Consider the following 23337-nt stretch of genomic DNA (forward strand, 5'->3'; position numbering starts at 1 on the left):
TTAATTATTATCTCTTACCCGGGCCACCTGGACGGTTTCCACCTTGTCCACCCGGACGGTTTCCACCTTGTCCGCCTGGACGGTTACCACCCTGGCCACCGCCACGACGATCGCCACCTGGTTTCCTGTCGCCACGACGCTCACCGCCGCGCTCGCCGCCTCTTTCGTTACCACGGCCACCAAAGCCTGGTGCACCGCCCTCTGGCCTGCCACCTTTGCCGCTTGCGCTGCTGGTACCGCCAATGTTTGGAGAAAGATCGCGTTTGCCATAAACTTCGCCTTTGCAGATCCAAACTTTAACACCTATTTTACCATAGGTAGTTAATGCTTCTGCTAATGCGTAGTCAATGTCAGCGCGGAAAGTGTGCAAAGGAATCCTGCCTTCTTTATATTGCTCGCTACGTGCCATCTCAGCGCCGCCTAAACGGCCTGAAGTCATTACCTTGATACCTTCGGCACCCATACGCATGGTTGCAGCGATTGTGGTTTTCATGGCACGACGGAAAGAGATACGTGCTTCTAATTGTTTTGCAATGCCTTCTGCTACTAATTGTGCATCAAGCTCAGGACGTTTGATCTCGAAAATGTTGATCTGAACTTCCTTTTTGGTAAGTTTTTTCAACTCTTCTTTGATCTTGTCAACTTCCTGACCGCCTTTACCGATCACAATACCCGGACGGGCAGTGTGGATAGTTACAGTAATGCGTTTTAAAGTACGCTCGATAACTACTTTAGATACACCACCTTTAGCAATACGAGCTGAAAGGTATTTGCGGATCTTTTCGTCTTCAACTAATTTGTCGGAGTAGTTGTTACCACCGAACCAGTTAGAATCCCAACCTCTGATGATCCCTAACCTGTTACCTATTGGATGTGCTTTCTGTCCCATTTCAAATTAATTGTTATCGTTTTTACTATCCACAACAAGTGTTATGTGGTTTGAGCGTTTACGGATACGGTATCCCCTTCCTTGCGGAGCAGGGCGTAACCTTTTCAGCTGACGGCCACCGCCTACAGATACTTCTTTTACAAAAAGATCATCGGCATTTTTACCTTCATTTTTGGCTTGCCAGTTGTTAATTGCCGATAAAAGCAATTTTTCAACGCGGATAGCTGCTTCTTTATTGGTGAACTTTAAAATGCTTAAAGCTTTAAATACATTTTCACCGCGGATCAAATCAACCACCAAACGCATTTTGCGTGGTGAAGTTGGACAGTCCTGTAACTTAGCAACAGAAGCGCCGCCTACAAGAGCTTTCGCAGCTTCTTTTTGTTGCCTGATCAGTACAGACTTTTTAATTTTTGTTGTTGCTTCCATTGCCTGTTATTTTTTCTTTTCTGCGTGTCCGCGGAATGTACGGGTTGGTGCAAACTCTCCCAGCTTGTGACCAACCATGTTTTCTGTTACGTACACAGGGATAAACTTGTTACCGTTGTGTACAGCGAATGTATGACCAACGAAATCAGGAGAGATCATGGAACGACGTGACCATGTTTTTACAACTGATTTTTTATTTGCATCATTCAGCACCATAACTTTCTTATCTAAGTTATGATCGATGTAAGGTCCTTTTTTAATTGAACGAGCCATTATTTCTTCCTTCTTTCAATGATGTAACGATCCGATGATTTCTTCTTATCACGGGTTTTGTAGCCTTTAGCCAATAAACCTTTACGTGAACGTGGATGACCACCTGAGGCACGGCCTTCACCACCACCCATAGGGTGATCTACCGGGTTCATGGCTACACCACGTACCCTTGGTCTGCGACCTAACCAGCGTTTGCGGCCGGCTTTACCTAATACCGCATTTGCTTTTTCGCCATTTGAAACGGTACCGATAGTTGCCAAACAAGTTGACAAGATCATACGTGTTTCGCCAGAAGGCAATTTGATAATGGCATATTTACCATCACGTGCTGATAACTGAGCATAAGTACCGGCGCTGCGGGCAATTACGCCACCCTGGCCAGGGTTTAACTCAATGTTGTGGATGATTGAACCAAGCGGGATGTTTTTCAAAGGCAGGGTGTTACCAACCTCTGGTGCAGCACCTTCGCCTGCTACTACTACCGTACCAACTGTTAAGCCTTCCGGAGCAATCATATAACGTTTTTCGCCATCTGCAAAGTGAAGCAAAGCAATACGGGCCGAACGGTTAGGATCGTACTCGATAGTTGCAACTTTTGCCGGGATGTTAAATTTATTACGTTTGAAATCAATTAACCTGTATGCTTGTTTATGACCACCACCTAAGTAACGCATAGTCATTTTACCGCTGCTGTTACGACCGCCAGACCTTGTATTAGCTGCTACAACCAACGATTTTTCAGGAACGTTTGTTGTAATATCCGAGTTAGATACATCAATTCTGAAGCGGGTACCGGGGGTAACCGGTTTAAATCTCTTTACTGCCATGTCTATAATTATATATTGCTGTAAAAATCAATTACTTCTCCGTCCTTCAACGTAACTATCGCTTTTTTGTAAGTTGCAGCGCGGCCAGATACGGCGCCTGCCTTAGTATTGCGGGTTTTTAGTTTACCGACGTATTTCATGGTGTTCACCGCTGTGATGTTTACACCATACATTGCCTCAATGGCACCTTTGATCTGAATTTTGTTAGCCCTGTGATCAACTTTGAAAGCATAACGGTTAAGCTTTTCAGTTAACTGAGTAACTTTTTCAGTAAGTAGGGGTTGTTTTAAAATTTCCATAATTACTTAGCTAATGCTTCCTCCAAAGTTTTAACAGCACCTGTAGTTAACAAAAGTTTGCCGGCGTTTAACACATCATAAGTGTTAAGCTGCTCAACTGAAATTACTTTAGTTTTTTTCAGGTTTCTGCTTGATAAATAAACATTGTTATTTTCAGCGTCTGCTACTACCAATAATGTTTTATCGTTGGTAACATTCAGATCGGCCTCCATTTTAATGTAGTTTTTAGTTTTGATGCTATCAAAATTAAAGTCTTCCAACACTAAAATATTGTTATCTTTTGCTTTGTATGATAAAGCTGATTTACGGGCCAGTGATTTAAGCTTTTTGTTTAATTTAAAGCTGTAATCGCGGGGTTGCGGACCGAATACACGGCCACCACCATTAAATAATGGAGATTTTACGCTACCGGCACGGGCACCACCTGTACCTTTTTGTTTGTATAATTTGCGGGTTGAACCTGCAATTTCATTACGCTGTTTTGATTTATGTGTACCCTGACGCTGGTTAGCAAGAAATTGCTTAACATCAAGATAGATAGCGTGATCATTTGGTTCAATACCGAAAACCGACTCAGGAAGCTGCACCTTGGCACCTGTTTCTTTACCTGATACGTTCAATACGTTAATTTCCATCTTATTTATCCACTATTACGAATGAACCCTTAGCTCCGGGGATGGAACCTTTAACTACTAACAGATTCTGCTCAGCGAACACTTTAACCACTTGTAAGTTTTGTGTTTTAACGCGAACGTTTCCGGTTTGACCTGCCATGCGCATACCTTTAAATACACGTGATGGCCATGATGACGCTCCCAATGAACCTGGCGCACGTAAACGATTGTGCTGACCGTGAGTTTGCATACCCACACCACCAAAACCGTGACGTTTTACCACACCCTGAAAACCTTTACCTTTAGAGGTACCAACCACATCCACAAAATCTCCCGCGGCAAAAATCTCGACAGTAACGGTGTCGCCTAATGATTTTTCGTCCTCGAAAGTTTTGAATTCAACAAGTTTCCTTTTTGGGGTTGTACCTGCTTTTTGGAAGTGACCTTTTAACGGTCCAGAAGTGTTTTTTTCCTTTTTGTCGCCATATGCAAGCTGAACAGCTGCATATCCATCGATATCCACAGATTTGATCTGGGTTACCACGCAAGGGCCAGCTTCGATCACAGTACAAGGGATATTCTTCCCTGTCTCGTCGAAAATGCTGGTCATTCCTACTTTTTTACCAATAATTCCTGACATTTTCTTAATTTGTTTGTGTCCATCGAAGCAGTAGGGCTTCGTTCAAGACATATTTCTCCCCCGAAAGGGACGGCAAAGATAGAAACTTTGTATTAATTATCAAATAGTTAGTAAGTTATTTTTTTATAATTTTTGCATCCGCGTTTTAACATATGTTTGAAAGGTATTTGGCTAATGCTTAGCCGGTTTGATTTTTTGACTTTTCGCGGCTATTTTGGAAGGCATGTTACCACATCACCGGATTGACGGCGTAAAATCAGAGATGGGTTGGGGAAATTTTTAAGGATTGGCGGAAAATTGGAACGGTGATTATTCGGCTCATCGCCTGCTTTAAAACACAATCGCTGATAAGATGAAAAAACATTTTTCATAAATACAACAAGATGCCATTGAGTAATCACAAGAGAAAATCGTGATGACGTATAAAAATATATTTCCTGAAGTTTTACAGCTACGGTGCGCAGGCCCGCGAGGGATGGCAGTGGAAAGCCCGCAGCGCGCGGGAGCTTGTGCAGATGGACAGGCGAGGACCTGGAACGTACAGCCCGGGCCGCAGGCAACGCCCATATTATCAACTTGTAATAACAACCAACGTTATAAAATGGCGTATTTTACGTCTTTCGCTTAACTAATAATATATATGTACATAAATTAGCCCTTTCCCCTGCCCCAATTATTCCTTATACTTATGCCGGATAAAAACAGGTATGATCTATTTAGAACCACAGGGCGGACTTGCCAACAGGCTACGGGTTATTGCTAACGGCATCTGGCTTAAACGCAAGCTTAACACCCAACTGTATGTGATCTGGAATGGGTCGCACGAGCTTAACTGCTCCTACCACCTGTTGCTTGAACCAATTACCGATTTTACCGTCATCCCCAAAAAGCGGGCATTTGATTTTGTAACACGTACTGTTCAACCCAATAGCAAAAGCCGGTTTAAGGCCAAACTTAAAAACCTGATTGCCCGGGTTGATATCTGCATCACCGACGAGGATCATCAGTTCATAGATGTTTATGAAACCGTCCGTCATCATAAACGCATCTACATAAAAACCTGCCAGCGCTTTACTGACAGCATTGACGAGTTCAAACTTTTTAAGCCTATCTCCTCGCTTAGCCTTAAAATTAATGAACTGTTAGGCTTGCTTGGCCCAACGGCAGTTGGTGTACAGGTTAGGCGTACAGACAACGCGATGTCAATTGCAAACAGTCCGCTGGAGTTGTTTACCACGCGAATGAAGGAGCTCCTTGCGACTGACGATACTACCCGCTTTTTCCTTGCGACAGACGATGTTAATGTTGAGCTTGAGCTGAAACTGATATTTGGCGATAGGATAATTAGCCGCCCCAAAGATCTAAGTCGCCAAACAGTTGCCGGCATCCAGGCGGCTGTGGTTGATCTTTTTGTGCTTGCCGGCACAGGACGGATCCTGGGATCGTACTGGAGCTCGTTTTCGGAAGTGGCCGCATGGATAGGCGATACCCCCCTGGGGATAATAAAAAAAGATCAATGATCGCCATCCCTGTTTCAATTCAATTAGTAACCACCGAACTTGTGGGCACCTCATCGGCATGTGAAAACGAACGTGTAAAACCCGACTTGTAATAAGCCAGCTTTTCCGTATGATTTTGTGCTTTTAAACTTTGATACATGCCCAGCATTGACCAGCCATTGCCTGGGTTCCGCTCCAGGTCTTCACGATAAATAGTTTCAGCCTGCGGATTATAATCAGCTTTAAGCAGGTAGGCACCCAGGAACTGCCGCGCAGGGATAGGCCACTCGGCAGGCTCAGCGTAAATCATATTATCCTCCACCGCCACCGCTTTTTTAAAGGAGGCCATACCTTCATCAAACTTATTCTTCCCAAGCAAAATAGCACCATCCAATATATTTTCGGCGATGGTTGCACCGTCCAGTGCAGTGTTAAACGGAATATGTCGCTTTTTAAAAGCCGGGTCATCAAGCCCGGCGCGCAGCAATGTAAGCTGGGCTTCGGCCGAATCCTGTTTCCCGGTGTACAGTAGCGCCAGTCCACGGGCAAAATGGTGCAGGACCTGCGCATACGCCCATTGCGGGTTAGGCCCAATACTGTCTTTCAACAGTTCGTGCCATTTGCCAAGGCGCACCATAGTAAGCACGGGCATCATATACAGGTATTGCGAATACGTATCGCCTGCCGATGGTTTTACAGCATTACGGCAGCGCTGCGCCGATTCCATGCCCCTTTTATACATGGCACCGTTAAAGGCGCAAAGCGTTTCGACAGCGTAAAAGTGGGAGTTGATTTTAGTGAGACTGATGTTCTTTACCATGTCGGCATAGGTAACTATACATTTAGCTGCTTTTTCATTGGCGTCAACACCCTGAAAATACAGGCCATTGCGCTGGTAAACATGGCTCGACATATGCACCATATGCCCGATACCGGGGAACAGCTTTTTCAAAGCCCCGGCATTAGCCAGCGCAACACCGGGATTACGCGAAGCTTCGGTTAGGTGAATATAATAATGTAGTGCCGCCGGGTGCTCGGGATTTGTATTTAAAACACCTTTACAAATTGCAACCAGTTCGGCAGTCCATGGCTTGTCGGTACCGTCGGGTGCCCAAAAATCCCAGGGGTGAATAAGCATCACCCCATCAATGTACAGCATTTTAAGGTCGGCATCTGCCGGGTAGGATTGCATCAGTTTCTTCATGCCCTGTGCGTAAGCTTCATCATCGCTGGCATGGCTGCCACCCTGCGGGTAGCGAAGGTTCATCACTGCTATCAGCGCCTTTTCCTTTTCGGGAGCATTCCCGGCAGCGGCGTTCATTTGTTTTAAAACAGCAGGCAAACCGGCAGGCGCAACATAAGGTCCGCCTGCATTATAGTAAGGACCAAGGCTCAAAGCCTGCCCCCAATACGTCATGGCAGCTGAAGGATCAAAGCGCGACGCCTCTTTGAATGATGCAAATGCTTCTTTCATGTGATAGCTGTAATACATGGTTAGGCCCTGGTTAAAGTAAAACCGGGCGCTGTCATTACGGGCAGCTATGGTATAGCTATAATGTCCCCAGCCGGGTAAGCGCGGTATAAATTTGCCGTTCGCCGCCGTATCTGCCTCATCCGCTGCGCCCGATGAGCACATTACCGGGGTCGCCGGTTTTAACTTACCCGGCACCACCGGCCTTTTACCCTGGAACGCAAACAAATAAGTAGCGAACAACACTACAGGAAATACAAATAACAGCGATACCTTTTTCATCTTGGAATCTTTAATAAACAGGAAACCGGGTGTATAATTGACTGGTTATAAAAACTTACACTAATATAAGGTATTATGGGCGGGAATGAATGGGGAATACCTATGAAATAGGCATCCAAAATGGTAAATATTATTCATTAGATTTAGCCCCACCAATAATTATATGTTGACCTTTAAAACAGATCAGGCTTTAGGTGAGTTTATAAAAACTCAAAAAAAAGAATGGTAAAAAATTCCCTTTTTGCGGTTGCTGTATTTATAGCTTATTCATTTATTCTATTTAAAAAACAAGGCAGTGTTTTAGATAACACTTATATCCTTTCTGATGTACTGTTACTCGTTGTATTGGGGGGGCGTTAACATTAGCCAGATCATATCGTTAAGCAAGACGATAAATAATACGGCAGAGGAAATTAGCTTTGCTGATAATCTGATTATAATTAAAACCTATCCTTTCAATTTCTTTTCCATTACAAATAAAAAAGCACAGACGCTAACAACTAATACCAATAAAGTATTTGTCAAAAAAGCGCCTTATCCCATTCCTGGTGGATCTAAAGAAAACGTTTTGGTATTTGTCGCTAATAATCTCAATATGTTTATAATGCTAAATATTTGCCATCTGATTTCACAAGCATTTTTCTCGAACAAAAAAAAGCATCGGAGATATTGAATTGATAACAAACCCGTCACCTGCTGACGGTGCCAATATTCCTTCCACTGGTCGAAGTTTAGCGCCAGCGTAACTTCGACTTAAAATAGTTTAAGCTTTCAGCTTAGCCCTCTTAGTTGTTAGGTTAACCCACAAAATTGTTTTGTTTGACCAGCAAGGCGTTTTGTTTTGCCCCGCTGGGGCAAAGGGTGTTTCTATACCTTTTTATGCTACAAACCTTTTACACCTCTGGTGCACATATCCTTAAGCATATCTTAATTAATACCTGTTTATATTATAAAACCTTGCCGGCCCCAGCGGGGCCACGTGTTTATAGCCTTAAAAGAGCACATTTTTGGGCTCTGTAGGTGCCTCCTATTGAAATTTCAGGTTGGTGGATTTTGTCGGTCAACTTAAACTTAATTGACACACGGGTGTCGCATATGAGTCAACTCTAACATAGCGATACTTACCAACTACCAAAAGATCAGCCTTATCAGCACAACAATAATTAAATATGGTACCCTATACACACGCCCACCGGCAAAAATGATGTAATCAAAAAAAAATCTAAAAAAAATTGCGTAACTCAAAAGTTACTTATACATTTATGTAACTTATAGGTTACCTATTTTAACAAGGCCTATTAAATTGGCAACTGAATTTTGACAGGGTTACTGATGAACTACTTTGGCTCGACGCGGGCCGGACAGTCAAACTGAAAAACTTATTAAATAATGAATTATCCAACTAAAAGATCAAAAAAATGACAAAAACAGATTTCACAACAACCTTATTAGTAAACCAAAGCCCGRAAGAAGTTTTCGACGCGCTGAAAAATGTCCGTGGGTGGTGGTTCGGCTTGTACTCAGAGAAATTTGAGGGAGAGTCGGATAAACTTGGTGACGAGTTTTCCTTTTTTGCCGGCGATGGCATGCACTACACAAAGCAAAAGCTTGTTGAATTGATTCCTGATCAAAAGATAACCTGGTTGGTTACAGACAGTAAGCTGACTTTTGTACAAAATCAAACCGAATGGACCGGCACAAAACTTTGCTTTGAAATTTTTGCAGAGGGCGACGCTACAAAAATTAAGTTCACCCATGTTGGCCTGGTTCCGGAATTTGAATGTTATGATTCCTGTGCTCCAGCCTGGACGCAATATATGCAGGAGCAATTAGTGAACTGGATAACTACCTCTACGGCAAGTAAAATAGTACCGGCCGGGAAATGATTTTATAATCAGGTGGCAACCTGGTCAAGAAATACTTAGAAGCAAAGCAGCGCAGAGTTTTGCTTCTAAGTAACGATACCACCAAAATGTACCTTCCACTGGTCGAAGTTTAGCGACACATTGCCAGTGCTGAATATTCGCGTCAGGTTTTTAATCTTCTATTTTTCGATCACAGGGCGAAAGAAATCCATCTTCTTCAATGGAAACAAAACCTTTCGCGACCTTGTATACTTTAAATCTATTAAAATCAAGACTACTCTCATGATCCCGGATATAAATAATCCCGTAACTGCCCGGAGCCAGTTTACATATTTCAGTTAACAAACTATATATTAGGTCCGTATAACCAACATCATGATTATGGTTTATTCCGATAAACAACACATAAGAACCGTTTAGAGGTGAAATCGTAAAATTTTGATTGAATCCTGCCATTGATTGAATCAGTTGGTCTACTTTTGAAATGACACTCGTCTGTATTTGATGCTCACCATCTAAGGAAGCGTGAATTGAAACCCATCCATTAATTTCTATCATATCAATATTTAATAATTAGATTAACATTTAACTCCTCCTACTACTCGAAGTTACGCTATCGCTAAACTACGTCCTAAAATAGGTTAAGCTTTCATCTCGACGCCCCTCACCATTACGAAACTATCCACTCAATAGCATATTCAATAAACGCCTTATTCACGAAAGAGAAAACCGTAACATTTGGAATGTGGTTACCTTCCACTGGTGTTTACCTGATTGCTTACGCCAGCTAATATAGTAGCATCAACCATGTTTTTTAAACACGGGTTCGTCGCTTGGTTGGTATTGTTTGAAGTGGTCACCGTGGTGCACGGGGTTCCCGTAGGAGGCGGAAAGCCCGGGTTGCCAGGAAGCGGCTGTACCTTGTTTACCGTCACCCTGTTGACGCTGACTTTACCCCCGATTTACGTACGACGACTTTATCAGCCTGCCGAAGTATCATATCTACATAAAGCTGTTGATTGACGGGACACAGAGCAAGGGGTTTAGCGCGGTGACGGCACAAGACTATACTCTGTCCTTCGCGTCATCATATTCCTGAAATGCACTTTGATATTCCGTTTTACGCGAAAGAACGGAGAGCACCATGCGTTCCTTATACATGAGGTTATAGACTTCAAACGTTTGATACTGGTGCAATTCGCCGCGAAGCGATTCGGGATTGCAGCGGGCAAACTGCGGGGCGACGGTTGCTTTATACGCTTCCAACAGGGTCTCTAAATCTCCAAGCGAGGAAATGCCGTGCGATTCGGGCGAAGCAATGAGCGTGTCGCACCGTTCCTGCAACGCCTTTCCTAAGGCGTTCATCGGTCGATTGTTGGTGTGTCTCAATATCCTCATAGTAAATTTTTATATAAAAAAGGTGTGCCACGAATCGGTGACACACGAAACAGCACTTTAATGTACCTGGCTGAATATTTCAGCATACCCTCCACTGGTCGAAGTTTAGCGACAGCGTAACTTCGTCCTAACACAGGTTAAGCTTTCAGCTTAACTGAGGCCACTTACAAAGCCTCACACGTAGATATCTCTGTGCGAATGCTCTCCTGAGATATTTTGGTAAAAGGTCAATCTGACCAATAGAAATAATCCGATGAGACACACAACAAGCATGCACCAGCAAATAAATTTATATCTTAACTACTGCCAAATCTGAGGCAGGAGGAATGCTTGCTATTAATTTCAATCTCCTTAAATATCTTGTATAGATAGATTTTAATGGCAAATCATTCTGTTTTGACAACCAACTAAAAACATCTTCCTCGTTAAAAAATCGTGTTTTTTTAAAAATTCGATAAACTTTGATAGCTACACTTCTCGACACTCCTTTGGAAATTAATTGCATTACAATTGGATCACTTGTCCCCAATTCTAAATATGTGGGCAAAGCTAATGCGAATTTATACTCTTGTTTTTCGTCTTCACTCATCAGGCTTTCAGCAATATCCATTAGCAGCTTCAAATATTTGACAAATACAAAGGATACAACATTTGAATAAATTTTAATTAACCTGTTAATTTTGCTATTCACTTCGGTTTCATCATTTTTATTCAAAAGGTTAACCGACGCCCAATAATTTAAGTCATTCTCTATAAGTTCACCATAACTTTTATTTTCCATCCACTTTAGAGCATAAAAACACATCTGCTTAATACTAATATTAATAGAATTCTTGCGTTTAGACTCTTCTCTTATTTCGAAAATATCATCTAATCTTTGCATAATGTCTACAAGTTGCCAATACAGACTTTTTTCTTTAAATGGGGTGCTAATTATCTGCTCCTTAGGAATATTTCTTTTCTTCTTTGTATCAATCATCCAACTGTTGACACCGTCAGATAATATTTGGATATACAAGATATTTTGCAATAAAGGGTCTATTGACGGATTCAATCGGAGGACCTCGGCTGGAATTTTCAAATCAACCAACGTTTTTTCCAAACTATTAACGATATCATTTATATAAGCTGAATCTATTTCTTTCGCCACCAAGGAATTTTTAAGCTCTTCTGGAGACCTTAAAAATTTTTGTCGCAACAAGACTACTGTATTAGCAGACTTAGTATTGGAGATTTCTTTTACTGGTTTATCTAAATAAATCATAAACTCATTTTTCTCCCAAATCGACTTTTCTGAAGCCGTAACAACGTTCTTTTGATAGTTACTACTTAAGTAACCATTTGCCCAATCTTCATTATTCCTCTCAACACAATAAATTGTTCCATACAATGAATCTTTTATACGCCCTGCACGACCAATTAAATTTCCAAATTCAAAGTTTGAAAGCAAGATATTTTTCTTTTTAGGAGATAATACAAACAAATTATTAGCAGGCAAATTCACTCCCTCCATTAATGTTGATGTACAAAATAGATCTTTGATATTTCCTTCTGAAAAAGCATCCTCAATTTCCTTTCTAACGATATCGGGAAGTTTACTATGATGAAATGCAATACCTCCTTTGAGGCATTTTATTAAATAATATAATGGATGAATTTCCTCCTTTAAGAAGTCAATTAACTCCATTATTTGTTTTGGTACAGACAACTTTGAATTCGATTTTTTTTCAGCATAAAGCAAAGCCCAATTTTGAACAAGATTTGGCTGGGGCGAATAAATTATGTTTTGTTCATGTTGACCAAACAAATTTACAAGCTGAGATAATCCCCTTCCCATGCTTGTTTTAAATTCCTTTGCCAAATTGAAATCAGTATCGATTGTATAGGTTTGTTCAATATTTCTCCTTGAATTTATGGTAATCTCTATCTTGTTAGAATCCAAAGGTCTAACTATTGTTAAAATCTGAAATACAGGCGAAATAGTAGTTTGTGAGGGAGCACTATCTTCACCAAATATCTTATAAAACAATTTTTTACCATTTTGTATATTAGGTCCGGCAGAAATTATCTTAGCTTGCTTACATAATACAGCTAGTTCTTTTAAAACGAATTCAAATAAGGTCCCCCGCCCTTCCTCCTCCTCTAAATTTTGTATTTCATCTACAAATATTAAATCTAATTTGAGATAACTATTCCAACCATACTGCAATAGCCTCAAACATCTTTCAGGAGTTAAAACATAGATTTGCTTTGTTTTTATTTTATATTCACTGCTCTCAATAATATAAGCGGTTCTAACATCAATCTCATTAATATCAAATTCCCGTCTTAGCTCCTCGCTTACTTGATTTATCAAAGCTTTAGATGGGACAATGTATAGAACTATATAATTCTTGTTTTTCTCAAACTGTTGATGAATAAATTTTTTAATTATAAACGATTTCCCCGAGGAGGTCGGTGCAGAAACCGCTATATTTTTTTTACTGTTTAAATCATCCCAAAGATGTTTCTGAAACTTGGTAGTTAAATAAGAATTTGAGGAAATAGTGATTATTTTATTTTGTCTTTCAATTGCAACTTCTAAATCCAATGTGCTTCCAAAATTATATTTGAATTGCTTATTAACCACATTAGTTTCACTTTCATCAAAAAGTGGTTTTAAAAATCTAGTTGCTGTAAGGTTTCCGATTCGAGAAAATAAAAGATAAGAGGCCCGTATTAAATCTAAATCTTCCGGATTCTGCAGAAATAAAAGAGAACTAAACAATTGTACCTTTTTTAAGTGTTCCTCATCTTTACTATTTGATAAGATAGATGCCAACCAAACACATTTCCTTAAGTCATCTTTAACAATCGTTGCCTTGGAATTAAACTTAAAAGACGAATTAAATTGATTCAGCGTTAAAATATCGATAACTTTATTTAGTAATTGATGGGTATAAGCTGCTTCAAACATGGAAATTAAAAATTATTTTTTAAAAGGAACTCCATGAATTTCATAGTACATAGCATTTCTAAATGAATCAACATCATTAAATGGAAGCAAAAAGAAATCAAGATATACCTTTTTGATATTAGGATACGTCTGAACCTTTTTCAATATACTCCTTTTTACAGTATCTTTCCTTTTAATAAACTCATCTTTAATAAAAGATTCTAATTCTTGATTATTATTTGCCTTTACTTCAAATTCATTTATATTTTTTGAATTATACATTAATAGTATAGGGTGTATCAAATTTTGTTCTCTAAATTCAGCAGTCGTCGGCGTTAATCTATCATATAATTCATCCAAGTCCACCGAATCTCCTATGATCAAATTATCCTTTGCTATTATTAGTTCTGTGTTATAAAACTCAGCAGCCGTACTTGGATCGTGGAATCTGTCAATAGATAATAGCGCATCACTGATAGCACTATTATAATCACCCATAATTTTCGATTCTCCAATTAAATACGCTTTCTCTTCATTCCCATTTATCAAGTAATTTCCCAAAAAAATACCATCGCCCCCTTTGACTTGATCTTTAAAATTACTAAGAGTTCTAATCTTATGGGCTACCATTTTACATTGCAAAACTGCTTCTACTAAGGCAAATAATAATAACTCTCCATATTTGCCATCCGTTTGAGTATTTTTCTCTCCAAAGAATTTCGTCGCAAGAGACATCGCTGCAACAATCTCTTGCTGAGTATTTAATTTACCGCTTTGAACATAAGGTATTAACATGCCGTAAAGCTCCTTGACGACACCTGTTGGTGACAATGTTGTACCAGAGGCTTTGATTGTATAACCTCTCAAAGTTACTTTGTCTTGAAAATCATAAAAGTGATTATTCAACTGTCGACTAACCCAACCAGGATCAATTTCGATAAGTTGTTGCCATTGATTCGACATATTTTACCAAACAAAATATAATTATAGCAATTATAATTATATTTCATAGAAAACTGTTTATAAGCATCTTACAAACGCTCACTCAAAACAATAAACTTAACTATAAATTCAATATCTATAAACCAAGCCATCGCCCTATAAAACCATTTCACTCCAGTGCGCAAATGTGCCTGACGTTGAAACTACTTATTAAGCCCTTCGCACGCGCATAACATATGTCCCAATTCTATGCGAACAAATAAATCACCAACACACGCATGCACCAGCAAATGCCTCCAGCCCAGAGAATCATTATTTTTAAAGCACGATTTGTAAAAAGTTTGATTCCAATCGGTAGGTAACCAGGCAGAACCTTACCTTTAAAAATCTGTTTACAATTGAAAACTATCTCCAACCATATGTCAATAACCAATAAATCGATTTTGCTTGCCTTAATAGCCACGGGTACTTTAGTGAGCAGGGCAAATGCTCAGTCACTCCCGCCGGTTGAAACACAGAAAGCTAACAGCGAATATAAACCTGCTTTTGCCGGGCAAACCCGCATTGGCGGCATCCAGACAAAAACAAAACTGAATGTTACGGTGATCAACCACCAGCTTAAATCGCCATGGGCATTACGTTGCCTGCCTGATGGCCGTTTCCTGATCACCGAGAAAGGCGGCACCATGCGGATCCTTAAAGCTGATGGAAGTTTCGATAAAAATATTGAAGGACTGCCGGCCATAGCCGTTGGCGGCCAGGGTGGTTTGCTTGATGTGAACTTCGATTCGTCATTTGTGAAGAACAGGACTTTATTCTGGACGTACTCCGAACAGGCAGAAGGCGGCTTCCAGCTTGCGGTTGCTAAGGGACATTTATCTGCCGATGATAGTAAACTCGAAAATTTACAGGTAATTTATCGTGCCAAACCGGCCTATAACGGGCATTTGCAATTTGGATCGCGCATAGTATTTGATAAGCAGGGCAACCTGTTTGTAAGTACAGGCGAGCATGGTGCCGAAGATATCCGCATGAAAGCCCAGGACCTGGGTGCCGCTGTAGGTAAGGTTGTTCATATCACCCGCGATGGCAAGGCGGTTCCCGGCGGTCCGTTTGCAGGTAAAAGCGGAGTATTACCTGAGATTTTTGCCTACGGTTTAAGAAACCCTGAAGGTATGACCACAAACCCTGAAACCGGCGAACTATGGGAGGCAGAATTTGGCCCGCGTGGCGGCGATGAGATCAATATCATCCGGGCCGGTAAAAACTATGGCTGGCCTGTGGTAACCTACGGTATTGAGTATAGCGGTCAAAAGGTAGGTGATGGCATACAGCAAAAAGAAGGCGTAACGCAACCGATTTATTATTGGGACCCAAGTATCTCGCCCTGTGGCATTACTTTTTATACCGGCAACCTGATTCCCGAATGGAAAAATAATTTATTTGTGGGCGCGCTTGGCGGCTCGCACATTGCAAGGCTGGTGATCAAAAACAACAAAGTAGTAGCCGAAGAGCGCCTGCTGAAAGATAAGAACGAACGCTGGAGATCATTGGTTACAGGTAAAGACGGCGCATTATATGGTGTTACCGATAATGGTAACCTGTACAGGATAGGTAAATAATTCATTTCAGACTGAATATAAAAGTAAACGCCGGGGAGCATCCCCGGCGTTTACTTTTTTCGGCATCATTGTTTTCATCATTTTCGATGGCATCCATCGTATTCAGTGGTATTTTTCACCGAATCTGTGGCATAATTCAGGGATAGTTCAATATTTATTTTTATTTTACCGAACGTTCAGTATATTTGAATCATAATTAAAGCAGAATAACGATTACCGATAATTTTTAAAACATGCGCACTCAAAAAGTTAACTCCGAAAATGTAGACCTGAAGCTGTTTGAGACCTTCAGCGAGCTGGGTTACGACGGTGCATCGATGGAGGCCCTGGCTAAGGCTACCGGGTTAAAAAAAGCCAGCCTCTATCACCGCTTTCCTAACGGTAAAAAGGAGATGGCCGCCCATGCGTTAGAAATTGTTGAACAATGGATCCTGCAACATATTGTATCGGCAGCAGCAAATAAAAATATACAGGCAGCAGCAAGGCTAAAAAAGATGATCATTTCTGTTGATGAACTGTATAACGGCGGTGCCAACAATTGCCTGCTCAGAACATTATCTATAGGTACAGATGCCGATGCTTTTAAAAAAAGTGTAACCAATTGCTTTAACCTGCTGGCAGATGGATTTGCAGATGTAGCTGTTGATATGGGTATATCGCCGGATCAAGCAAGGCAAAATGCGAAGCTGGTTAACCAGGTGATTCAGGGTTCGCTTGTACTTACCGGTGCTACCGGGGATAATAGCTATTTTAAAAGCAGCCTTGCGGGAATCCCGGAATTATTGATCACACAGTCTTAAGTTAATAGTACGGTCATCGCGCCGAATAAAAAGAATAATTTTCACATTATAAATTTACCGAACGTTCGGTAACAAATCAATTTTCAAACAAACATTTTAAAATTAAACATTATGAAAAATCAAACACGACATCACTTCATCAAGATCAATGGGGTGAACATCTTCTATCGTGAAGCAGGACCAAAGGATGCACCTGTATTAGTGTTGCTGCATGGCTATCCAAGCTCATCGCACATGTTCAGGAACCTTATCAATGATCTGTCGGACAAATACCACCTGATTGCTCCCGACTATCCTGGTTATGGCAGAAGTGAGCAGCCCCCAATTGCAGAATTTGCTTATACTTTTGAAAATTTCGCGTCGATTGTGACTGAATTACTGAGCCAGCTTCAGATCAGCAAATACAGCTTATACCTCATGGACTACGGCGCACCGGTTGGCTGGCGTATTGCTTCGGCTAATCCAGACCGTATTGAAACCCTGATTGTTCAAAATGGTTGTGCTTATGATGAAGGTCTGGAAGCATTCTGGGACCCGATCAAAGCTTACTGGAAAGATCATAATGATAAAACTGCCGAAGCTACTTTAAGGACTTTCCATGATGCCAATGGCCTGAAATGGCAATATACTCATGGCGTAGCAGATCCCAGCCTGATCAGTCCGGATAACTGGGAAATAGATCTCCGCCACCTCGAAAGGCCCGAAAACGGACAAATCCAACTCGATCTCTTTTATGATTACCGCACCAATGTGGATCTATATCCTAAATGGCAGGAATACCTGCGCACACAAAACCCCGAAATGCTGATTGTATACGGTAAAAATGATTATATATTCCCGGTAGCCGGCGCAGAGGCATACAAAAAAGACGTAAAGAACCTGGAATATCATTTATATGATGCAGGCCATTTCGCGCTGGAAAGCCACGGAAACGAAATTGCCGCTACTATCAGGCAGTTCCTTGATAAAAAGACTGGCAAATAAAAATTACCCGTTAAAGAGGTATATCATTTGAACCTGTGATATACCTCTTTTTCATTTTCTATTGCTTTTATTAATTGCGTCTGTTATTGATGCAGCACCGACATTTCGATTATTTTTGCCTCTACATTTATAAAAAACACGTTCTTATAAGCGATCATGAACCATATATGCAACGCTGTCTTGAATTAGCCGGGCAAGCCGCTGCCGAAGGTGAAAGCCCTGTGGGATGTGTTATTGTTAAAGACGGGATTATTATCGGCGAAGCTTTTGAACAGAGCCGCCGGTTAAAAGATATTACCCGCCATGCCGAAACACTGGCCATTTTAAACTCAGTTAACGATCATGGTGACTGCGAAGACGCCGTGCTTTATTCCAACGTTGAACCCTGTATCCTTTGCTCATACGTGATCAGGCATCATAAAATTAAGCAGGTAATTTTTAGTAAAGCCTGCGGCGAATTAGGCGGAACCAGTCCCCGGTTTCCGATTTTAACTGCCGAGGTTACATCATGGGCCAAAGCGCCAATGGTTATTCAATATCCCTGATTAGCGGCCGTCTGCACCGCAAAAAATGACTTTCAGGCAATTCGCCTCCATCAAAAGCGTCCCTATGTGTACCTGACATCAATAGTCGTGACGCCAAGTTACATTTCACTTTAATTGCGCTTTACCTATCTTTGGGAAACAAATAACCTTATGACAATAAAGTTAGGTGACTTCTTCCCTAAGAAATCAGTAGATGAACCGGTATTAGGACTTGACGATCCAAGGTGGTCGACGTTAGAAGGCGGTTACAGAGGGACATTATACGATGCTTCAATAGCTTTGAAGAAACTTGAGGTTGCAGACAATAAACAAATGGTTAATCAAATCTATCAAGAACTATGGAACGAGTTACACCATCAGGGAGATGTTGGCTTAGCATCATATTATTCGGTTCCTCATTTGGTTAGAATATCGTTACAAAAACAAATTGTAGACTACAATATACTTGGACTGATTTCGGTGATTGAAATACAAAGGCACAAGAATAATCCCCAAATACCAAACTCACTAAAACCAAACTATAACAAAGCAATTGAAAATTTAGCCGATCTTGCAAAACTTGCTATGAGCCAATATTGGGATTTAGATTTAGCAACAACAGCATTAACAGCTATAGCATTAGCTAAGGGACAAATAAAGTTAGCTAATGCTATTCTGAACATGGATAGCGAAGATACTATAAATGAGTTTCTCGAATCCTATAGTTAACTCCTCACCGACTATTTACTGCCACTATCTTGTCAGTGTTCAACTTTCAAAAACAGGGTGTTCAGCTTTTCGAAATACAATTTCACAACAAATTGATTATCAACACACATCTGTTCATATCAGCCATTAACGCATTTTTACTAATTCACAAGTAACTGATTATCAACAATAAAAAATCAGCAAAAAACAGCAAGTGTTCACACTTTTAAAAACTGAACAGTGACGGATAATGACATTAAAAACGGTCTTCACTTCGGTCCACACCATACGCAGAAGACCCTTCCCTATTGCGCCTGTGATATGATTAAAGATGGGTGTCATGCTGAGGCCCTCGAAGCATGGTGGGCTGGGCCTCTGCGCGCGCCTTCGACAGACCCTCTTCGCTTAATTTCAACTCCTCTTCAGAGTCCAACAGATTAAAACATTCAGGATGACAAAAGGACAAATCCGAAATCGAACATCCGAAATCCCCAATCAAAAAAATCACTCCATCATCAGCCTGCGGATCAACTCCGCGCTTTGGGCTTTCCCCTCTTCCAACCGGTGACTAAAGAATGCCTGGGTATCGTTAAAGTGTTTCTTGTAACCCTCCATATCACCATACCCAATAATAGCCGACCATTCCCTCACCGCCGAGTGAAACTCCAGATCGTCGCCGCGGATGGTTTTATCGTACAGGGCTGTTTCCAGTGATTCTTCCAGCAGTTCCTCGTTCTTAAACAGGTACTCCGCAATGCCTAAACGCAGGCGAAAAGGCGGGGTTTGGCAAATGAGGTTATCATAAGGGTTAACGCCAAGGTGGTACCAGGCATCAACCATGCTCAATATACTGAGGTGCGAGTTGGGCTTTTGGTGATCGGCATGCTGGGAGAGCGAGAACTCCTTCATCACGGTATCATTGAGCATAATGGGCTTGCGGCTTTCGTGAAAAACAAAGTCGCGCGCGCGATAAATGCGCTGCTTAAAGGCATCAGCTTCTTCCTTGATCATGAGCTTAAACAACTCCGACTCCGATTCGGCATAGCGCTTCACCTGCTGACGGGCATATGGGTTCAGGATGGCCAACCCGGCGTAAACGTGGGCTTTATAGCTGAAGATTCGGAGGGTAGTCAGGATCTTCACGTTATCGATACCACCTATATATGAGGCATTCTCCCAGGGGAAAAAGCCAGCCGATTTCCAGGCTGTGCCCATGCTTTCAAAACCAACGTGTGTCACGGCCTGGGTGTCAGCAACAATGCGGTCGTGTTCGTGGTAGTCGGCAATTTCAACTATGTTGCTGCCAATGGCTGTAAACAAGTCATACATGCGCTGGTAGGCATCAGGTGTCGACCTATGCGGGATAAGGATGAGCGTTTGCCCGGCAGGCTCAAAACCTGGCCCGTGCATACCATGAAAAGTAACGATCTGAGCATCGGCAGGCAGGTGCTTTTCAAAAGTCGTTATCTCGGGAGATTTAACTGATGTTTGCCCGGCCACAATAGCACCATACTTGGTTGAAGGGCCAAATTCAGCCACCACCCGCTCCATGCTTTCTGCCTCAACAGAATAGATGATCAGATCGTTGATGCGGGCAACATCGCTGCCGTGATCCATTACGGTGATGCCGAAAGGCGTAAGCTCGTCCTCCAGTTTCTGGCGGTTGGCGGGCAGGTCGCAGCCCGAAACGGTGTAACCCGCTTTTGCAAAAGCTTTTGCATAGAGACGTCCCATATCGCCCAGGCCAATAATACCTATATTCATGGCGCTAATATAACTATGAGTAGGTTAATTACGTATGAAAGCTTATTTTAGCCTCAAAAATGCAGGGCAGATATAATAAAAACCGAATATATCCTGTTTTGTTAATAGCATATACCTAATTTTACACTTGATGAACAAGCATTTTCTACTTACGATAACGGTTTTGATAGCGATAATAACGGGCAGTGTTACGGCAACCTTTGCACAGGACAGTACCAAAAAGAAAGCCGCTACCCTAAAACCTAATGCTATTCCGCCCATTGTAAAATCGAGCCCGGCAGCGCTTAAAAATCCGGCGGTGACACCTCCACAGCCTGCCAGGTCAGCTTATGCCCAGCCCAAAATAAGTGCTGCTGCCGATTCGGCCCTGCAAAAAGACAAAAGCCTTAACGGCCAATATCAATACCTGCTCAGCAAGTTGTTCCATTACCAGCAGCCGCTTGTTTCCGCTTTGTGGAAAAACATTAAGGATACGCTTAACACCGAGCGCCGCCAGCTTAAAGAAGCTAATGCCAAACTTGCCGAACAGGGTAAAAACGTTGAAAGCCTTAAATCGGACGCAACCAATAAAGAACAGGCCCTTAATGAATCAAATGCCAAGCGCGATGAGATCAGTTTATTGGGGATCCCGTTTACCAAGGCAACCTACAACCTGGTAATGTGGGGACTGGTTATTGTTTTTGGAGTTGTCGCCGTTATAGTGATAGCCCGCTCGGGTGCCCACAGCCGCGAAGCCAAATACCGCATCAAACTTTACGAAGAGCTTGACGAGGAATATAAAACCTACAAAGCTAAGGCCAACGAAAAAGAAAAGAAACTTGCCCGCGAACTCCAAACCGAACGCAACAAGCTTGACGAGCTGCTCGGCAGAGGGTAATTTGATTTCGGAATTCGGATTTTCGATTTCGGATTTTTGTTGAAGGCCTGTCATCCTGAGCCTGTCGAAGGACGCGCGTAGAGGCCTCACCCACCATGCTTCGATATACTCATGACACCTTATTTAGGTTCTAAAAAACATATCTACCCCACTATGCCCAACACCAACCTCCTTTCCCTCATAACCCAACTACGTTCTATTGCTGATACCGGTCTGCTTTATGCCAAAAACGAATATGATATTGAGCGATACGAGGAACTACAGCACCTGAGCACTAAAATGTTTGATGACGTAAGCGGCTACGGCACAGAGACCATTAACTTGCTATTTCCGCAGGCTGCTGACTACCCTACTGCCAAAGTTGATTTGCGTGGGATTCTGCTCTCGCCGGATAATAAGATCCTGCTGGCCCGTGAAAGCGGTGATGGCAAATGGTCGTTACCCGGTGGTTGGGGAGATATCGGTTATACCCCTAAAGAAACCATTATTAAAGAGTTTTGGGAAGAAACCGGCTTGCAGGTTACCGCCGACAGGCTACTTGCGGTATTCGATAAAAAAATGCACCCGCACCCGCCGCAGCCATTTTATGTATATAAGATGGTTTTCTACTGCAAGGCTGTTACAACGGTGATCAATAAAGGTTTTGACGTGCTGGATGTGCAGTACTTTGATATCAATAACCTGCCTCCACTATCAGAAGACCGGATACTGAAAAGCCAGATTGAACTGCTTTATCAAAAGATCGTCGCCAACGATATCAGCGTTTGGGCAGATTGAAAAAAATTGCCTTTCTTATACCGTTTATAAAAAAAAGTCATTGCGAGGTACGAAGCAATCGCGAACTATACAGAGCGGCTCTGCTTGTCGGGGATTGCTTCGTACCTCGCAATGACGTTTTTTAGAATATCCCGTCTTCAAAAACTATTCTTTCAAATCGGGCAAGGTACGTTTATCAGCTGGCAACGCCTGATATTTCTTGTACGAATCATTAATATAAACCGCAAGTGAAGGGCCATTGTTACTTTTAATGAATGCGTATGAAGGCCTGTAGAGGGTCATGAAGTTTTCGAGCTCCTGCCCACGCAGCGGGATGATGCTTTGTACGTAGTTCATCGTAAATACCTCATCAACATGGCGCTCCTCTTCCTCATGTTTAAAGTATTTTTTAAGGCGGCGGGCATCTTTTGCCTCCTTGCTAAACCATGAAGTTGGCGATAGCGGGTAAACCTTGCTCTTGGTATATACTTCCGGATATTCTTTATGAGCATCAAAAGCTTCGCGTTTAGCGCTAATGTTAACCTGCCTTAAGGCTATGGTCTGGGTAACAAGTTCTATTTTTTTGTTAGTAAAATCGGTGACATATAAGGTATCCGATACATAGCCCGGGGCGCTGAAAATGAGTGTGTGGCCTGTTTCTGTACGAATGCTGAAATTACCCTTATTATCGGTAATTGTCATTTGCCTGTTCTGGTTATCGCGCACAAAAACGTCAGATACTTTAGTACTTTTTCCCAGCTCAAACACGGTACCTTTTACAACGGTTTGAGCATTTGCTGTACAGGCTAAAAATAGTAATGCAGATAATAAAAGGTATCGGTATTTCATAGTAGATTATTTGTGCTGTAAATTAAACTTATTTTCTGTACCAAAGGTTTTCAATTTAACACTTTTTAACCCCTCGGCCACCTTAAATGA

General features: G+C 41.7%; 23 protein-coding genes. 9 read left to right on the forward strand and 14 right to left on the reverse strand.

The genetic code is table 11. The features are described 5' to 3' along the window. Positions 1-7: 7 nt before the first annotated feature. The 7 genes from rpsC to rplC are packed head-to-tail and all read right to left on the reverse strand — an operon-like array spanning position 8 to position 3971. Complete coding sequence (rpsC, locus tag AC1DUD_RS14625; RefSeq protein ID WP_377023526.1) at positions 8-889, reverse strand: 30S ribosomal protein S3; 882 nt, start codon at positions 887-889, stop codon at positions 8-10. A 6-nt stretch (positions 890-895) separates the two neighbouring features. Continuing rightward, on the reverse strand, positions 896-1318 hold the full coding sequence (rplV, locus tag AC1DUD_RS14630) for a 50S ribosomal protein L22 (protein ID WP_477375516.1): 423 nt from the start codon (positions 1316-1318) through the stop codon (positions 896-898). Between the two features lie 6 nt (positions 1319-1324). Continuing rightward, positions 1325-1591 carry a 30S ribosomal protein S19 gene (rpsS, locus tag AC1DUD_RS14635; protein WP_022832979.1) on the reverse strand — a complete coding sequence of 89 codons (267 nt, stop codon included), beginning with the start codon at positions 1589-1591 and terminating at the stop codon, positions 1325-1327. Further along, positions 1591-2418 carry a 50S ribosomal protein L2 gene (gene rplB / locus AC1DUD_RS14640; RefSeq protein WP_330861690.1) on the reverse strand — a complete coding sequence of 276 codons (828 nt, stop codon included), beginning with the start codon at positions 2416-2418 and terminating at the stop codon, positions 1591-1593. Before rplB ends, rpsS begins: the two co-directional genes overlap by 1 nt. A gap of 8 nt (positions 2419-2426) precedes the next feature. Continuing rightward, positions 2427-2717 carry a 50S ribosomal protein L23 gene (rplW, locus tag AC1DUD_RS14645; RefSeq protein ID WP_477375518.1) on the reverse strand — a complete coding sequence of 97 codons (291 nt, stop codon included), beginning with the start codon at positions 2715-2717 and terminating at the stop codon, positions 2427-2429. A 2-nt stretch (positions 2718-2719) separates the two neighbouring features. Further along, a complete protein-coding gene (rplD, locus tag AC1DUD_RS14650) occupies positions 2720-3352 on the reverse strand; it encodes a 50S ribosomal protein L4 (RefSeq protein ID WP_477375520.1) in 633 nt (210 codons plus the stop codon). Between the two features lies 1 nt (position 3353). Next, on the reverse strand, positions 3354-3971 hold the full coding sequence (gene rplC / locus AC1DUD_RS14655) for a 50S ribosomal protein L3 (RefSeq protein ID WP_477375522.1): 618 nt from the start codon (positions 3969-3971) through the stop codon (positions 3354-3356). A gap of 707 nt (positions 3972-4678) precedes the next feature. On the opposite strand from rplC, the gene AC1DUD_RS14660 reads away from it, so the two are divergent. Then, the gene (locus AC1DUD_RS14660) at positions 4679-5491 is read left to right on the forward strand and encodes an O-fucosyltransferase family protein (RefSeq protein ID WP_477375524.1); all 813 of its coding nucleotides are present in this window, start codon (positions 4679-4681) and stop codon (positions 5489-5491) included. 19 nt (positions 5492-5510) lie between these two features. On the opposite strand, the gene AC1DUD_RS14665 is transcribed toward AC1DUD_RS14660, so the two are convergent. Further along, positions 5511-7223 carry a hypothetical protein gene (locus AC1DUD_RS14665; RefSeq protein ID WP_477375526.1) on the reverse strand — a complete coding sequence of 571 codons (1713 nt, stop codon included), beginning with the start codon at positions 7221-7223 and terminating at the stop codon, positions 5511-5513. A gap of 1418 nt (positions 7224-8641) precedes the next feature. On the opposite strand from AC1DUD_RS14665, the gene AC1DUD_RS14670 reads away from it, so the two are divergent. Then, positions 8642-9109, forward strand: a complete 468-nt coding sequence (locus AC1DUD_RS14670) for an SRPBCC family protein (protein WP_477375528.1) — start codon at positions 8642-8644, stop codon at positions 9107-9109. A gap of 150 nt (positions 9110-9259) precedes the next feature. Here the strand turns inward: AC1DUD_RS14670 and AC1DUD_RS14675 are convergent, their stop codons facing one another. The 4 genes from AC1DUD_RS14675 to AC1DUD_RS14690 form a co-directional block, all read right to left on the reverse strand. After that, positions 9260-9646 (reverse strand): Imm7 family immunity protein, encoded by a 387-nt coding sequence (locus AC1DUD_RS14675; RefSeq protein WP_477375530.1) that lies wholly within the window; start codon positions 9644-9646, stop codon positions 9260-9262. Between the two features lie 507 nt (positions 9647-10153). After that, positions 10154-10453, reverse strand: coding sequence for a hypothetical protein (locus AC1DUD_RS14680; RefSeq protein ID WP_477375532.1), 300 nt, complete (start codon positions 10451-10453; stop codon positions 10154-10156). Positions 10454-10775: 322 nt separating this feature from the next. After that, positions 10776-13442, reverse strand: coding sequence for a DEAD/DEAH box helicase (locus tag AC1DUD_RS14685; RefSeq protein ID WP_477375534.1), 2667 nt, complete (start codon positions 13440-13442; stop codon positions 10776-10778). 12 nt (positions 13443-13454) lie between these two features. After that, positions 13455-14384, reverse strand: coding sequence for a HamA C-terminal domain-containing protein (locus tag AC1DUD_RS14690; protein ID WP_477375536.1), 930 nt, complete (start codon positions 14382-14384; stop codon positions 13455-13457). A 398-nt stretch (positions 14385-14782) separates the two neighbouring features. Here AC1DUD_RS14690 and AC1DUD_RS14695 point away from each other — a divergent pair, with 398 nt between their 5' ends. The 5 genes from AC1DUD_RS14695 to AC1DUD_RS14715 all read left to right on the forward strand — a co-directional run bounded on the left by AC1DUD_RS14695 (position 14783) and on the right by AC1DUD_RS14715 (position 19022). Next, a complete protein-coding gene (locus tag AC1DUD_RS14695) occupies positions 14783-15985 on the forward strand; it encodes a PQQ-dependent sugar dehydrogenase (RefSeq protein WP_477375538.1) in 1203 nt (400 codons plus the stop codon). Between the two features lie 233 nt (positions 15986-16218). Further along, entirely contained in the window at positions 16219-16785 is a 567-nt protein-coding gene (locus AC1DUD_RS14700) for a TetR/AcrR family transcriptional regulator (protein WP_477375540.1), read from the forward strand. Positions 16786-16896: 111 nt separating this feature from the next. Beyond that, positions 16897-17769, forward strand: a complete 873-nt coding sequence (locus AC1DUD_RS14705) for an alpha/beta fold hydrolase (RefSeq protein WP_477375542.1) — start codon at positions 16897-16899, stop codon at positions 17767-17769. A gap of 89 nt (positions 17770-17858) precedes the next feature. Further along, positions 17859-18314: a nucleoside deaminase gene (locus tag AC1DUD_RS14710; protein WP_477375544.1), complete on the forward strand. Its 456-nt coding sequence runs from the start codon at positions 17859-17861 to the stop codon at positions 18312-18314. Positions 18315-18464: 150 nt separating this feature from the next. After that, entirely contained in the window at positions 18465-19022 is a 558-nt protein-coding gene (locus tag AC1DUD_RS14715; RefSeq protein WP_477375546.1) for a hypothetical protein, read from the forward strand. A gap of 483 nt (positions 19023-19505) precedes the next feature. On the opposite strand, the gene AC1DUD_RS14720 is transcribed toward AC1DUD_RS14715, so the two are convergent. Further along, positions 19506-20765 (reverse strand): prephenate dehydrogenase/arogenate dehydrogenase family protein, encoded by a 1260-nt coding sequence (locus AC1DUD_RS14720; protein WP_477375548.1) that lies wholly within the window; start codon positions 20763-20765, stop codon positions 19506-19508. 130 nt (positions 20766-20895) lie between these two features. Here AC1DUD_RS14720 and AC1DUD_RS14725 point away from each other — a divergent pair, with 130 nt between their 5' ends. Next, entirely contained in the window at positions 20896-21642 is a 747-nt protein-coding gene (locus AC1DUD_RS14725; RefSeq protein WP_477375551.1) for a hypothetical protein, read from the forward strand. A 111-nt stretch (positions 21643-21753) separates the two neighbouring features. Continuing rightward, positions 21754-22419, forward strand: a complete 666-nt coding sequence (locus tag AC1DUD_RS14730; RefSeq protein ID WP_477375553.1) for an NUDIX hydrolase — start codon at positions 21754-21756, stop codon at positions 22417-22419. Between the two features lie 144 nt (positions 22420-22563). Here the strand turns inward: AC1DUD_RS14730 and AC1DUD_RS14735 are convergent, their stop codons facing one another. Continuing rightward, on the reverse strand, positions 22564-23247 hold the full coding sequence (locus AC1DUD_RS14735; RefSeq protein WP_477375555.1) for a carboxypeptidase-like regulatory domain-containing protein: 684 nt from the start codon (positions 23245-23247) through the stop codon (positions 22564-22566). Positions 23248-23337: the final 90 nt, after the last annotated feature.

It is taken from the genome of Mucilaginibacter sp. P4_A11, from assembly GCF_056402535.1.